The organism is Microbacterium sp. Y547, assembly GCF_057669785.1.
Genome location: NZ_JBYHFN010000003.1, coordinates 450,598 through 463,824, shown reverse-complemented (window position 1 = coordinate 463,824; position 13,227 = coordinate 450,598). Strand labels below are relative to the sequence as shown.

Below are 13,227 nucleotides of genomic sequence, written 5' to 3'. Positions count from 1 at the left end.
AACGGCTACACCACGCATTGGGGCTTGACCTGCCGGGCCACGGACAGGGACACCGGCTCGTCCAGGCCGCTCAAGATGAAGCCGTCTTTACGATCTGTGGAGAACCCGTTCCCGGAGGCCCCGGGGAGGACCGGATGCGGCGCCCTCACCCCCTGAGCCCGCCGCATCCGAGTGACCCCGAGACTGCAACGGACCGCCGAGACTGAGGGGTTCCCCCACTGTCTCGGCCTGCCGATGCAGTCTCGCGGTCAGTGGGGACGGCACTCGACGCGACGGCGGGAGTCGAACCCGCAACACACCCAGGTATGAGCCGGTGTCCGGGACCACCCGGATCGCCGCGATGCCCCACGGTACCGACCCGATCCGGCTCGCCGACGGTATGTGTCGATACGTTTCGCCGTGCGTCGCCAGATGACGATCCCCCGGGGCGACGGTGATCAGCCTCGATCGCGACGGGTGGGCGGTGGCGGCGCCGTCAGGGCGCGCAGCATCCGCTCGACCGTTTCGCGCAGCTCGGCCCGCGCCGGCTCGACGAGATCGGTCGTGTACTCGACGCCGGTGGGGATCCAGCTGAGGCCGTACATCGTCTCGCGGAAGTCCGCGCCGCCGACGGGCCAGCGCGTGTGCGATTCGTCTTCGGCCTCAGCGCCCTGCCCCCACTGCCCGAAGTACTCGCGCATCTGCTCGAACGGAAGCTCCATGACGGCGTCGGCTTCGAGCGGCTGCCGCGCCCAGGACCGAGCGACGAGGATGAACTCCTCGATCTCTTCGGGGGTGAGCGGCGTGGGCTCGAACAGAACGCGCGTGTGTTCGACGGAGGTGAGCCGGTCGACGCGGAACGTGCGCCAATCATCCCGATCGAGGTCCCGGCACAGCAGATACCAGTGCCGATCGGCGGGCGCGAGCACGTGCGGATCGACGCGTCGTCGCGTCACCTCGCCCGAGGCCGCGGTGTAGGTGAAGCGCACGCGCTCGTGGTCGCGGCACGCGAGCGCGAGCTCGCCGAGCACGTCGCTCGACACCGCTGCACCGGCGTTGAGGCCCGCCGGCTGCACCGTCTCGGCGAGAGCATTGACCCGTCGGCGCAGGGGAGCGGGCAGTACCTGTTCGAGCTTCGCGAGCGCCGTGAGAGTCGTCTCCGGCCCGGACACGAGACGCTGCGACGCCGCGACCCGCAGTCCGATCGCCATGGCGACGGCCTCTTCGTCGGTGAGCAGAAGCGGCGGCACGGCGCTGCCGGCTTCGAGCCGATACCCCCCGGATGCACCGGGGGACGACTCGATGCGGTAGCCGAGGTCGCGCAGTCGTTCGACGTCCCGACGCACGGTGCGCTCGGTCACACCGAGCCGGGAGGCGAGTTCCGAACCCGGCCAGTGCCGGTGCGTCTGCAACATGTTGAGGAGCGAGAGCGCGCGCGTCGTCGTGTCGGACATGTCCCCACACTGCCCGACAATGCGGACGGATACTGACCGGGTAGGGGATTACCGTCGCGGCATGACGAACGAACCGATCATCGAAGCGCAGGGGCTCACCAAGCGCTTCACCGTGAAGAAACAGACAGTCGAGGCGGTCACCGACCTCACCTTCCGGGTCGCGCGGGGCGAGCTCGTCGCGTTCCTCGGCCCCAACGGCGCGGGCAAGTCGACGAGCTTGCGCATGCTGACGACCCTCATTCCTCCGACATCCGGCACGGCGCGCGTCGTCGGCTTCGACATCCTGCGTCGCCCGTCGGCGGTGCGCGCCCGCATCGGCTACGTGGGGCAGCTCACGAGCGGCAGCTTCTCGCAGCGCGTGCGCGACGAGCTGCTGAGCCAGGGCGCCTTCTACGGGATGTCGACGGCTGCATCGCGCGCCCGCGCCGACGAGCTCATCGAGTCGCTCGATCTGGCCCCATTCGCGACGCGTTCGGTGCAGCAGCTCTCGGGCGGACAGAAGCGCCGGCTCGATATCGCCCTCGGCCTCATGCACGCGCCGCCGCTGATCTTCCTCGACGAGCCGTCGACGGGCCTTGACCCGCAGAGCCGCGCGAACCTGTGGCAGCACATCCTCGACCTGCGCACCCAGCACGGCACGACCGTCTTCCTCACGACGCACTACCTCGAAGAGGCCGACCACTACGCCGAGCGGGTCATGGTGATGGACAAAGGGCGGATCGTCGCCGACGATACGGCGCAGCGGCTCAAGGCCAACCTCGCGGGTGACGCGCTGACCCTGGGCTTCGCGACGGAGGCGGATGCGGCGCGGGCCGTCGCCGTCGTGCAGGAGCTGACCGACCGGGAGGTGCGGCGCGAGGGTCCGGCATCCGTCGCGGTCACTGCACCTGACGGCGCCGCGCTGCTTCCCGCAGCCGTGCGGGTGCTGGACGCATCGGGCGTGCGGGTCGAGCGTGCGACGGGGGCCCCGCCGACCCTCGACGACGTCTTTCTGGCGCTCACGGGACGCACCCTGCGGGAAGCCGGCGAGGGCGAGCCCGTCGCCGCCACCGACCAGACCGAGACGACAGGAGCCCAGCGATGACCTCTACCGACACCGCCGCGCGCACGAACGCCGCGCGCGACACATGGAACGTGCTCACGCGCGAGCTCAAACCGGTGCTGCGCGACCCGTTCACCCTCATCTTCAGCCTCGTGCAACCGCTCGTCTTCCTCGGGCTGTTCGCCCCGCTGCTCGTCGGATCGTCAGGGCAGCCGGTCGGCGAGACCCTGCAGTGGTTCGTGCCCGGTGTCCTCGTCATGATCGTGCTGTTCGGCACCGGCGCGGTCGGGTCGAACCTGCAGTACGAGATGATGACGGGCTCTCACGAGCGCACGCTCGTCGCACCGCTGTCCCGCTCGTCGCTGCTCGTGGGGCGGGCGCTCAAGGAGGTCGCGCCGATCGTCGTGCAGGCCATCATCATCGTGCTCATCGCGTGGCCGTTCGGGTTCCGCATCGACGTGCCGGGCCTCGTGATCGGGCTCGCGCTGCTGGCTGTCTTCGGCGTCGGGCTCGGGTCGCTGTCCTATGCCCTCGCGCTCAAGACGAAGGACCGCGAGTGGCTGTTCTGGGGAGTGCAGCAGACGCTGATCTTTCCGCTGCTGATCCTCTCGGGCATGCTGCTTCCGCTCGACGAGGGCCCCGGATGGATGCGGGCCGTCGCGACGGTGAATCCCGTCAACTGGGTCGTGCAGGCAGAGCGGGCGCTGTTCGCCGGCGAGCTGGCCTCGCTCACGGTCGTTTGGGGCTGGGTCGCGGCGGTCGCCCTTGCGGCCGTCGGGTTGTGGGTCGGCATCCGGGCCATGCGCAGGTCGAGCTGATCGGATCCCTTCGAACGACGAGTTCGGCGATGTGCACGAACGGATGTGGTGCGGGTCGGTGTCGTCGTGCGACACGCGTCGCACGACGATCATCCATCGTGCGCGCGGCGCGCCGAGAGTGGCGAAAACGGGGTCGCTCGCCCCACTAGGCTCGGACAATGACGACGGCGAGGCGGAGAGACATCCCCGCTGTCGTCACGGCCATGACACTCGGGGCGCTCGCCGCCGTTGCTCTGGGTGTGAGTCCCGCTGCGGCCGTCGAGCTCGCCTCGAACGCCGATGTCGCGCCGGCTGCTGCTCGCGCCGACCGCGACGCCGTTATGGCATGGCTTGCTCGCGTGCTGCTCGTGCTCGCACTGGCCTGGCTGATCATCGGCACGCTCGCGGCGCAGACGCGACTCGTCCGCCGCCCGGGCGCGGCCGCCGCGCGCGTGACCTGGCTCGCCTCGACGAGGCCCTGGCGTGCGCGCGAGTCCACTCTGGGCATGCTGACCCTCGACCGGGTCCTGCTCGTGGTCGTACCGGCGGGGCTCCTCATCGCGACCCGTGCCGTCCAGACGTCGTTCCTGTCGTGGACGTATCTCGCGGTCGACATCGGCGCGTGGATCGTCTTCGCCGCCATCGCGCGCGTGCTCGTCGGTCCCGGACGCTCGCCCTACCCCCTCATGGCCGCTGTCGGCGGAGTGATCGTACTGCGCTGCGTGCTCTCGCTCGCGGTCGTGTCCGTCACCGGTCCCGGCGGCTACTGGTCGACCCTGTGGGACGTGCCGGTCCTGCGCCTGACCTACATCGTCCTCGCCGGCGGGCTGCTGCTGTGGGTGTTCGTCGCGGCCGTCTGGGCGTTGGCAGCGCAGTTCGGAACGCGTCGAGCGAGCGGCATCGTGCTCGCCGCGGCCGGCGGAGCACTGGTTGTTCCGGCCACCGCGCTCGGCTTCGTCGGCCTGGATCGGGCGCTGGAGCTCTGGCACGACGAACTCGGCTTCCTGCCGCCCGGGCTCGGGCTCACCTCATACGTCGAGCTGCCGGGTGAAGCCGCCTGGGTGGTCGCCGGTTCGGGCGCTGTGCTGTGCACGGTCGGACTCGTGCTTGCGCTGTCGCGTGCCCGCGAGGCATCCATCGGTCGCTGACCGACCCGTTCGGCCGAGCGTCAGAACGCGCGGTCGCGCGTTGAGACGATCTCTTTGCCGAGTGGCATGAGCGAGATGGGCACCATCTTGAAGTCGGCGATCGCCATCGGGATGCCGATGATCGTGAGGCACAGGGCGATGCCCGAGGCGATGTGGATGAGGGCGAGCCACCATCCCGCGAAGAGCACCCAGATGACGTTGCCGAGGAACGATCCGACGCCGGCCGTCGGCCGCGCGACGATGGTGCGGCCGAACGGCCAGAAGACGTAGTTCGCGGTGCGGAACGAGGCGATCGCCCACGGGATCGTGATGATCGGGATGCAGAGCAGGATGCCGGCGAGCACGTAGGCGGTCGCGAGCCAGAAGCCCGCGAAGATCAGCCAGATGATGTTCAGGAGGATGCGCACGATGCCCATTCTGCTGTGTCGGGCTGTGAGCCGCGCCCCCCTGAGTTCGTTTGCCTCAGGATGCTGCCCTGGCGCGCTGCGGTCGCCGGTTGAGGCAAGTGAACGGTCGGGCCGCCGGTTCACTTGCCCCGATCTGCGGCGGTTCGGGGTCAGGGGCAGCAAAGTGGGGCAAACGAACTGAGGGGCAGGGCAGGGGCAAGACAGGACAGGGCAGGGGCAGGGCAGGCGTGCGTGCGCGCGGGGGCATGGTGTCGGCCGGGGCGCTTAGGCTTAGCGGGCAATGTCTGAGCCCCTGCAGCCCCTCATCGCCGGCGACGATCGCGGATCCGCGACGCCCGGCGTCCGTCCCGACGAAGACCTCCTCGCCGGCCTCAACCCGCAGCAGCGCGAAGCGGTCATCTACCGCGGACCCGCGTTGCTCATCGTCGCGGGCGCCGGCTCCGGCAAGACGAGCGTGCTCACGCGACGCATCGCGTCGCTCCTGCGCAGTCGCGAGGCGTGGCCCAGCCAGATCCTCGCGATCACGTTCACCAACAAGGCCGCCGGCGAGATGCGCGAGCGCGTCGGGCAGCTCATCGGCGACCGCGCACAGGGCATGTGGATCTCGACGTTCCACTCAGCGTGCGTGCGCATCCTGCGCCGAGAGGCCGAGCAGTTCGGCTTCACGAAGGCGTTCACGATCTACGACTCGGGCGATTCGCGCGCCCTCATCAAACGGCTCGTCAAAGAGCACGAAGCGGATGCCTTCGGCCTGACCCCGGCAGCCGTGCAGAGTCGCATCTCGAAGCTCAAGAACGAGCTGGCCGACGCCGAGTCCTACGCGCGCTCGGCGAACCTCAGCGACCCCGCCGAGCGGATCTTCGTCGAGCTCTTCGCGGACTACCAGCGCGCGCTGCAGCGGGCCAACGCGTTCGACTTCGACGATCTCATCGGCCAGGTCGTCTACCTCTTCCGGGCGTTCCCGCACGTCGCCGACGTCTACCGCCGCCGCTTCCGGCACATCCTCGTCGACGAGTACCAGGACACCAACCACGCGCAGTACTCGCTCATCCACGAGCTGACCCGGCCGCCGGGCGCCTCGTCGAGCTCAGGGTCCGGGTTCGAGGGGTCGAGCGGCATGATGATCTTCGAGCCGTCGGCAGGCGCCGGAGCCGCGGGCGGCGACGACGAAGCGGCGTCGCTCACCGTCGTCGGTGACTCCGACCAGTCGATCTACGCCTTCCGCGGGGCTGACATCCGCAACATCAGCGAGTTCGAGCGCGACTTCCCCGGGGCGAAGGTCGTGCTCCTCGAGCAGAACTACCGGTCGACGCAGAACATCCTGAGCGCGGCGAACGCCGTCATCGGCAACAACTTCGACCGCAAAGACAAGAAGCTGTGGACCGATGTCGGCGCGGGTGAGCCGATCATCGGGTTCACCGGGTACTCGCAGCACGACGAGGCCCAGTTCGTCGCCGACGAGGTCGAGGCGCTGCACCGCGCTGGCTTGGACTACTCGCAGATGGCGGTGTTCTACCGCACGAACTCGCAGTCCCGCGCGCTCGAAGAGATCCTCATCCGCTCGGCCGTCCCGTACAAGATCATGGGCGGCACGAAGTTCTACGATCGCGCCGAGATCAAGGACGCGCTGGCGTATCTCGTGGCGGTGGCGAACCCCGCCGACGAGATGTCGGTGCGTCGCATCCTGAACCGTCCGCGTCGAGGGATCGGCGATGTCACCGAGACGACCATCGCGCGGTACGCCGCAGACGAGGGCATCACGTTCCGCGATGCGCTCGCGAACGCCTCGGCGCTCGGTGTCGGGCCCAAGATCCAGGCCGCGATCACGCAGCTCGATGCCGTACTGGCCGAGGCGACCGAGATCATGCTCCCGCGAAGCGGCGAACTCGCCCCGCCCACGGCGGTCGCCGAGGGGCTGCAGCTGCTGCTCAACAAGAGCGGCTACCAGGATGCCCTGCGCGCGAGCCGCGACCCGCAAGACGAAGCCCGCCTCGAGAACCTCGACGAGCTCGTCGCCGTTGCCCGCGAGTTCGCTCGCAACAATCCCGAGGGCACCGTCATCGATTTCCTCTCCGAAGTCGCGCTCGTCTCGGACGCGGACGATCTCGAGGATGCCTCGGGGTCGGTGTCGCTCATGACACTGCACACCGCGAAGGGTCTCGAATACGACGCCGTGTTCATCACGGGTGTCGAAGAAGACCTGATCCCGCACCGCATCTCGGCGGGCGAGCCGGGCGGTCCCCAGGAGGAGCGTCGCCTCTTCTACGTCGGGGTGACGCGGGCACGGAAGCGTCTCTACCTGTCGCTCGCGATGACCCGCGCGCAGTTCGGCGAGGTCACCGTCGCGATGCCGAGCAGGTTCCTGCAGGAGATCCCCGCCGACCTCGTGCAGTGGCGCCAGTCCCCGGGAGACGTCAATTCGCGCGGCGGCACGCGCACGCGTGCGCTCAACGGCCGGGCCCCGGCCGGCTCGAAACGCTACGGCGATGACCTCGTGCCGCTGCCGCGTCGCGACACTCCCGCGCGCGACGGTGAGTCGATCAAGCGGTTCGCGAACCGCATCCCGGCCAAAGTGCGCGACAACGGCGACATGCAGCTCGCTCCGGGTGACCGCATCCGTCACGAGGACTTCGGTGAAGGCAAGGTCGATCTCGTGACGGGCGAGGGCGCCAAGCGCGTCGCGCACGTGCGGTTCGACTCGGCGGGCGCGAAGAAGCTGCTCATCAAGATCGCGCCGATCGAGAAGCTCTAGCCGCGCGGTCTCGGTGGGCGCCGCGGGCTAGGCTCGACCCATGGCCCTCTTCTCGCGCCGCCCGAAGCGCCAGCCCGACGGATCCGAGGCGACCCCTGAGGTCGAGACGTCCGAAACGACTCCCGAGGACGCAGCCGACGGCAATGACGCCGCGGCATCCGTCGGCATCTCGGTGTCGGCGTTCCGCGGACTCGGCACCCCTGAACCCGCCCCCGCCCCGGCCACGCCGCGTCCGACCGGGGTCGACGCCGACGCCGCGACGCAGCGCCCCGTCGAGACGATTCCGGGTCTGCGCGACAATGTGCTGCTGCGTGAGAGCCTCGCGAGCCTGCCCGAGAACCCGACGCCCGAGCAGGTCCTCGCTCTCGCCCGGCAAGTGCTGCAGGGGCACCTCTTCCTGCGGGTCAAGGGTGACGCCCGCGAACTCATCGCCGAGGGCAAAGAGCTGCCGATGGCGATCGCCACCGCCGGTGACCGCCAGTACGTGATCGCGTATTCGAGCGGCGCGGGCCTCGCCGCGAGCGTGCGCGCCGACGGCGACGCCGACACATCGGCCATGGGACAGCCGACGATGGCCGTGCTGCGTCACGTGCTCGCCAGCCAGACGGCCGGGCTCGTGATCGATCCCGCGTCGGCGCCCGCCCGCATCGTGCTGCAGCGCCCGCTCATCGAGCGCATGCTCGCCGCCGTCGACGAGAAGCTCGCGATCAAGACCCTGCTCGCCGAGGAACGCACCGATGCGACCCCCGCAGCCGTCGCCGAGGCGATGACACAGGCGCCGATGTGGGTCGCGGTCAACCGCTCCGAAGACGGTGCTCCGGTCGGCATCGCCGAGGGCCGTGCGCCCGACGGAACGCGCTACGTCGAGGTCTACTCGCACCCGCTCGAGGTGGTCGCGACGGGCCGTGGTGACCAGGCAGCGCCGCTCACCGCCCCGCAGCTGGCAGCAATGCTCGTCGCCGAGGAAGGACTCGCCGGCGTGATCGTCGACCCCCGCGGGCCCTGGATTCGCCTGTCGCGCAGCGAACTGGCGCCCGTCCTCGCGCTCGCTCCGTAGGCATCGCGCGCGCGTTCGCGCAAACCAGGTGACGGATGCCGCGCTGCGGCCTATCGTCGAGGCATGGCGTCCGAACGCATCGCACTCACGATCCCCGGCCCTGACGGCGACCATGAAGTAGGGCTGTCGAGTCCCAACCGCGTGCTGTGGCCGGACCTCGGCATCACGAAGCACGAGCTCGTCGACTACCTCCTCGCGGTCGCGGTGCCGTTCCTGTCGACGAACGGCGATCGGCCTGTCTCGCTCGAGCGCTTTCCCGACGGCGTCGACGGCGAGCGGTTCTATTCGAAGAACCCACCCCAGGGGGCGCCCGACTTCGTGCACACCGTGACCGTCACCTACAACAGCGGCCGGCGGCATCCGCAGATCGTGCTCACCGAGCCGGCCGCGATGGTGTGGGCGGCCCAGATGAACACCGTCGTCTTCCACCCGTGGGCCTCGCTCGCCTCGAACCCTGACAACCCCGTCGAGCTGCGCATCGATCTCGATCCGCAGCCGGGCACAGACTTCTCCGACGCTGCGGCCGTGGCACCCGCCCTGCGCGACGTGCTCGCCGAGGCAGGACTCGAGGCGTGGATCAAGACGAGCGGCAACCGCGGCCTGCACGTCTTCTGCCCCATCGAGCCGGAGTGGGAGTTCCTCGATGTGCGGCACGCCGTGATCGCGGCGGGACGCGAACTCGAGCGACGCATGCCGGAGCGCGTGACGACGAACTGGTGGAAGGAGGAGCGCGGTCGGCGCATCTTCCTCGACTTCAACCAGGCCAATCGCGACCGCACGATGGCCGGTGCCTACAGCCCGCGCGCGCTCCCGGGTGCGACCGTGTCGGCCCCGCTCGCGTGGGACGAACTGGCCGATGTCGACCCTGCGGCGTTCACCGTGCGCTCGATGCCGCAGCGACTGGCCGACGGGGGAGACCCGTGGGCGGAGATGCAGAAGAACCCCGGGCGCATCGATACGCTGCTGCAGTGGTGGGAGCGCGACCTCGCGTCGGGGCTCGGCGAGCTGCCCTTCCCGCCCGAGTTCCCCAAGATGCCGGGCGAACCGCCGCGCGTGCAGCCGAGCCGGGCGAAGAAGACCGACTGACCACGCGCGGCTTCAGTCCAGGACCTCGCCGAGGTCGTACGCCGAGACGAGCTCGAGCTGGTCGAAGGTGCACGAGCGGGCCTCGCGGTCGGGGCGCCACCGCTGGAACTGCACGGTGTGCCGGAACCGCTGGCCTTCGAGCTGGTCGTAGCGCACTTCGAGCACCCGTTCGGGGCGCAGCCGGACGAACGAGACATCCTTGGCGGCCGAGAAGCGCGACCGATCGGTCTCGCCCTTGACGGTCGCACCCTCTTTGTCGCGCTCGACGTAGGGCGCGAGTTCGTCGATGAGTTCGAGGCGCCGTGCGTTGCTCCACGCGGCCACCCCGCCGACCGAGACGAGCATGCCGCCATCGGTATACAGTCCGACGAGCAGGGATCCCACGCCCGCGCCCGACTTGTGGATGCGGTAGCCGAGCGCGACGACGTCGGCCGTGCGGGAGTGCTTGATCTTGAACATCGCGCGCTTGTTCGGTGCGTAGGGCTGTGCGAGCGGTTTCGCGACGACGCCGTCGAGCCCGGCACCCTCGAACTCGGCGAGCCAGCGCTCGGCGAGGTCGCGGTCGCGGGTCGCGCGGGTGACGTGCACGGGGTGCGGCACGCCACCCAGCAGGCTCTCGAGCTCGGAACGGCGCGTGGAGAACGGCTCGGGCTGCAGGTCGCGATCGCCGCGGGCGAGCAGATCGAACCCGATGAACATGGCCGGGGTCTGAGCGGCGAGCATCGTGACGCGCGATTCGGCGGGGTGGATGCGCTGCGAGAGGGCTTCCCAATCCAGTCGCTGCGCGCCCGCCGCGCCGGTCGGCACCACGATCTCACCGTCGATGAGGCAGGGCTCGGGGAGCAGCCTCTGGAACGCGTCGACCAGCTCGGGGAAGTAGCGGGTGAGGGGCTTCGCCCCGCGCGAGCCGATCTCGACGTCGGTGCCGTCCCACGCCACGAGGGCGCGGAAGCCGTCCCACTTCGGTTCGAAGCTCAGCCCGCCCGGTGTCTTGCCCGGGTCGGGGACTGCCGGCACGGACTTCGCGAGCATGGGCGCGGGAATGTCGTACGGCATGCCCCCATCCTGCGACCCCTGACCGCGAGAGGGCAACGGCCCGGTTTCGTCTCCCGGAGTTCAGTCGAGGTGCGGCGCGAGCCGGCGGGCGAGTTCGGCAGAGGGCATTCGGCGAGGGAAGACCGCCACCACGACGTCGTCGCCGGCGGGCTCGGTGGGACCGGGGTGCACCCCGAACCGGCGCATCGCATCGTCGAGGGCGCGCCGCAGCACCGCGACGGGCACCCGTTTGGGGCCGCGCAGCAACTGGCGCAGCACGTGATTGTGGACGGCCGTCACGAGTGCCGAGAAGCCGACGGCATCGAGCGGATCGAGCCCCGGCAGGGCGTGGCGGAGGTACTCGTCGAAGAGCCGCTCATAACGGAAGACCGTGACGATCTCGCGGTCGCGCAGGGCGGGCACTCCGCGCACGATCGCGTAGCGGCGCCGCGCGAGCTCGGGGTCGGAGGCGAAGTGCGTGAAGACGCGGACGGATGCCTCGCACACGGCCAGCCACGGATTGTCGTGCGGCTGCGCCAGGTCGTCGCGCAGCTCGTCGAGCAGTAGCTCGTGATCGGCGAAGACAACGTCATCCTTGCCGCCGAACTGGCGGAAGAAGGTCGAGCGGGACACTCCCGCGGCCTTGGCGATCTGCTCGACCGACGTCTGATCGAAGCCCTGCGCGGCGAACAGCTCGAGCGCCGCAGCGACGACGGCGGCGCGCGAGGCGACGGGGGTGGCAAGAGGGTCGGACATCTCGCAGCGAGCCTAACGGTCTGCGGGTCGCCGGTCGCGGTGTCAAGCCCGTCGACCGGACGAGCCTCGTGCAGTTCACTGAGGTGATGACCCCCTTGTGGAAGCATGACCGCACGGTGCCGTCAGGCACTGCTTTCGATGCCGGCACGCGCCACGATGTCGTCGTGGTCGGTGCCGGCATCACGGGCTTGAGCACAGCGCTCCTGCTCGCCCGCGACGGACGGGACGTCGCCGTCGTCGAGGCGGGCGGTGTCGGCGAGCTCGCGACAGGCGGCAACACGGGCAAGGCGTCGCTCCTGCAGGGCAGCGTGCTCTCGACGCTGCGGCGCCATCACCCCGCCTCGCTCGTGCGCGCTTATGTCGACGCCAACCGTGCCGGTGCCGAGTGGCTCACGGACTTCGCCGCGGAAGCGGGCGTGCCCTTCTCGCGACGGACCGCCTACTCGTACGCGCAGACGCAGGACGGCGTCGACACCGTCGCGGCGGAGGCCGCTGCCGCCGCCGAAGCAGGGCTGGCCGTTCGCCGCATCGCGGGAGACGGCGTGGACTGGGGGTTCCCCCTCGTCGATGCCGTCGCGCTCGACGACCAGGTGGCCATCGATCCGCAGTCCGTCGTGATCGCGCTCGCCGAGGCGTTCGTCGCCGCGGGCGGCGCGTTGTACCTCGGCACCCGGGTGCGGCACGCACGCGTCGTGCCCGAAGCGATCGTCGAGACCGCTCAGGGCACCCTGCGGGCCGGTCACGTCGTCCTCGCGACCGGCACGCCGATCGTCGACCGCGGCCTCTACTTCGCCAAAGTGCAGGGCATGCGCTCGTACTGCGTCGCCTTCGAGACGGATGCCGCCCTGCCTGACGGGCTGTTCCTCTCGGTCGACGGCCCTACCCGGTCGGTGCGGTCGGTGACCGACGCCGACGGCCCGGCCGGCCGGGCGCAACTCGTGGTCGGCGGCAACGGGCACGTCGTGGGCCGCGGCGGCGACGAGCAGGAGCGCATCGATGACCTCATCGCCTGGACGCAGCGGCATTTTCCCGGCGCCCGGCCGGTCGACGCGTGGTCGGCTCAGGACTACGAATCGCACAATCTCGTTCCCTTCGTCGGTGCGATGCCGCGCAGTCTCGGGCGGATCCGTTTCGCGACGGGGTATGCGAAGTGGGGACTCACGAACGCTCCGGCGGCTGCGTTGCGGATCGCCGCCGAAGTGCGACGCACGCCGTGGCGTGAACGCCCCGAGTGGATGAACACGATCGCGCGCCGGATCACGGTGCCCGCCGACCTCGCCCGCGGCGGCGTCGAGAACGTGAAGGTCGGATGGGAGGCCGCATCCGGATGGATCGATGCGCAGCGCACGCCCGTTCCCGTGCCACGCCCGGCCGAGGGCGAAGGCGTCATCGCGCACCGCGGTGCCAAGCCCGTCGGCGTGTCGACGGTCGACGGCGTCACACGTGCTGTCAGCGCCGTCTGTTCTCACCTCGGCGGGGTCGTGTCGTGGAACGACGCCGAATGCACGTGGGACTGCCCGCTTCACGCATCGCGTTTCGCCCCTGACGGCACGCGTCTCGAAGGACCCGCGGTGCGCGATCTCGAGCGCCTTCCGCGCACGCCGTCCGAAGCGGCCGGGTCCGAGGTCTCTGCCGCGCAGTAGTACGCTGAGTCGGTCGATCTCTCTCGACTTTGAGCCGCTTCTTCTGCGGCCCCCACCCATTCGCCACCTGC

11 protein-coding genes and 1 tRNA gene are annotated in these 13,227 nt (G+C 70.0%); 7 read left to right on the top strand and 5 right to left on the bottom strand.

Annotated features, from left to right (window positions below):
• Positions 1-267: 267 nt before the first annotated feature.
• Positions 268-340, bottom strand: a tRNA-Met gene (locus AC25Y0_RS07280).
• Positions 341-437: 97 nt separating this feature from the next.
• Positions 438-1,433, bottom strand: a complete 996-nt coding sequence (locus AC25Y0_RS07275; RefSeq protein ID WP_488134442.1) for a helix-turn-helix transcriptional regulator — start codon at positions 1,431-1,433, stop codon at positions 438-440.
• 61 nt (positions 1,434-1,494) lie between these two features.
• Between AC25Y0_RS07275 and AC25Y0_RS07270 the strand changes: the two genes are divergently transcribed.
• The 3 genes from AC25Y0_RS07270 (at position 1,495) to AC25Y0_RS07260 (ending at position 4,420) form a co-directional block, all read left to right on the top strand.
• Entirely contained in the window at positions 1,495-2,517 is a 1,023-nt protein-coding gene (locus AC25Y0_RS07270; protein ID WP_488134441.1) for an ABC transporter ATP-binding protein, read from the top strand.
• Positions 2,514-3,293, top strand: a complete 780-nt coding sequence (locus tag AC25Y0_RS07265) for an ABC transporter permease (protein WP_488121914.1) — start codon at positions 2,514-2,516, stop codon at positions 3,291-3,293. Before AC25Y0_RS07270 ends, AC25Y0_RS07265 begins: the two co-directional genes overlap by 4 nt.
• 158 nt (positions 3,294-3,451) lie before the next feature.
• Positions 3,452-4,420, top strand: coding sequence for a hypothetical protein (locus tag AC25Y0_RS07260; RefSeq protein ID WP_488121915.1), 969 nt, complete (start codon positions 3,452-3,454; stop codon positions 4,418-4,420).
• Positions 4,421-4,440: 20 nt separating this feature from the next.
• On the opposite strand, the gene AC25Y0_RS07255 is transcribed toward AC25Y0_RS07260, so the two are convergent.
• A complete protein-coding gene (locus AC25Y0_RS07255; protein ID WP_488121916.1) occupies positions 4,441-4,827 on the bottom strand; it encodes a YccF domain-containing protein in 387 nt (128 codons plus the stop codon).
• 280 nt (positions 4,828-5,107) lie between these two features.
• Here AC25Y0_RS07255 and AC25Y0_RS07250 point away from each other — a divergent pair, with 280 nt between their 5' ends.
• The 3 genes from AC25Y0_RS07250 to ligD all read left to right on the top strand — a co-directional run bounded on the left by AC25Y0_RS07250 (position 5,108) and on the right by ligD (position 9,722).
• Complete coding sequence (locus tag AC25Y0_RS07250) at positions 5,108-7,579, top strand: ATP-dependent helicase (protein ID WP_488121917.1); 2,472 nt, start codon at positions 5,108-5,110, stop codon at positions 7,577-7,579.
• 40 nt (positions 7,580-7,619) lie between these two features.
• Positions 7,620-8,636, top strand: a complete 1,017-nt coding sequence (locus AC25Y0_RS07245) for an SseB family protein (protein ID WP_488121918.1) — start codon at positions 7,620-7,622, stop codon at positions 8,634-8,636.
• 63 nt (positions 8,637-8,699) lie between these two features.
• Positions 8,700-9,722: a non-homologous end-joining DNA ligase gene (ligD, locus tag AC25Y0_RS07240; protein WP_488121919.1), complete on the top strand. Its 1,023-nt coding sequence runs from the start codon at positions 8,700-8,702 to the stop codon at positions 9,720-9,722.
• 12 nt (positions 9,723-9,734) lie between these two features.
• On the opposite strand, the gene AC25Y0_RS07235 is transcribed toward ligD, so the two are convergent.
• Positions 9,735-10,778 (bottom strand): ATP-dependent DNA ligase, encoded by a 1,044-nt coding sequence (locus AC25Y0_RS07235; protein ID WP_488121920.1) that lies wholly within the window; start codon positions 10,776-10,778, stop codon positions 9,735-9,737.
• Positions 10,779-10,838: 60 nt separating this feature from the next.
• A complete protein-coding gene (locus tag AC25Y0_RS07230) occupies positions 10,839-11,513 on the bottom strand; it encodes a TetR/AcrR family transcriptional regulator (protein ID WP_488121921.1) in 675 nt (224 codons plus the stop codon).
• Positions 11,514-11,599: 86 nt separating this feature from the next.
• Here AC25Y0_RS07230 and AC25Y0_RS07225 point away from each other — a divergent pair, with 86 nt between their 5' ends.
• On the top strand, positions 11,600-13,156 hold the full coding sequence (locus AC25Y0_RS07225; RefSeq protein ID WP_488121922.1) for an FAD-dependent oxidoreductase: 1,557 nt from the start codon (positions 11,600-11,602) through the stop codon (positions 13,154-13,156).
• The last annotated feature ends 71 nt before the right edge of the window (positions 13,157-13,227 follow it).

Bases quoted from the DNA above. Each gene is read 5' to 3' on its own strand.
- AC25Y0_RS07275 (WP_488134442.1), bottom strand. From the start codon at position 1,433: ATGTCCGACACGACGACGCGCGCGCTCTCGCTCCTCAACATGTTGCAG.
- AC25Y0_RS07270 (WP_488134441.1), top strand. From the start codon at position 1,495: ATGACGAACGAACCGATCATCGAAGCGCAGGGGCTCACCAAGCGCTTC.
- AC25Y0_RS07265 (WP_488121914.1), top strand. From the start codon at position 2,514: ATGACCTCTACCGACACCGCCGCGCGCACGAACGCCGCGCGCGACACA.
- AC25Y0_RS07260 (WP_488121915.1), top strand. From the start codon at position 3,452: ATGACGACGGCGAGGCGGAGAGACATCCCCGCTGTCGTCACGGCCATG.
- AC25Y0_RS07250 (WP_488121917.1), top strand. From the start codon at position 5,108: ATGTCTGAGCCCCTGCAGCCCCTCATCGCCGGCGACGATCGCGGATCC.
- AC25Y0_RS07245 (WP_488121918.1), top strand. From the start codon at position 7,620: ATGGCCCTCTTCTCGCGCCGCCCGAAGCGCCAGCCCGACGGATCCGAG.
- ligD (WP_488121919.1), top strand. From the start codon at position 8,700: ATGGCGTCCGAACGCATCGCACTCACGATCCCCGGCCCTGACGGCGAC.
- AC25Y0_RS07235 (WP_488121920.1), bottom strand. From the start codon at position 10,778: ATGCCGTACGACATTCCCGCGCCCATGCTCGCGAAGTCCGTGCCGGCA.
- AC25Y0_RS07230 (WP_488121921.1), bottom strand. From the start codon at position 11,513: ATGTCCGACCCTCTTGCCACCCCCGTCGCCTCGCGCGCCGCCGTCGTC.
- AC25Y0_RS07225 (WP_488121922.1), top strand. From the start codon at position 11,600: ATGACCCCCTTGTGGAAGCATGACCGCACGGTGCCGTCAGGCACTGCT.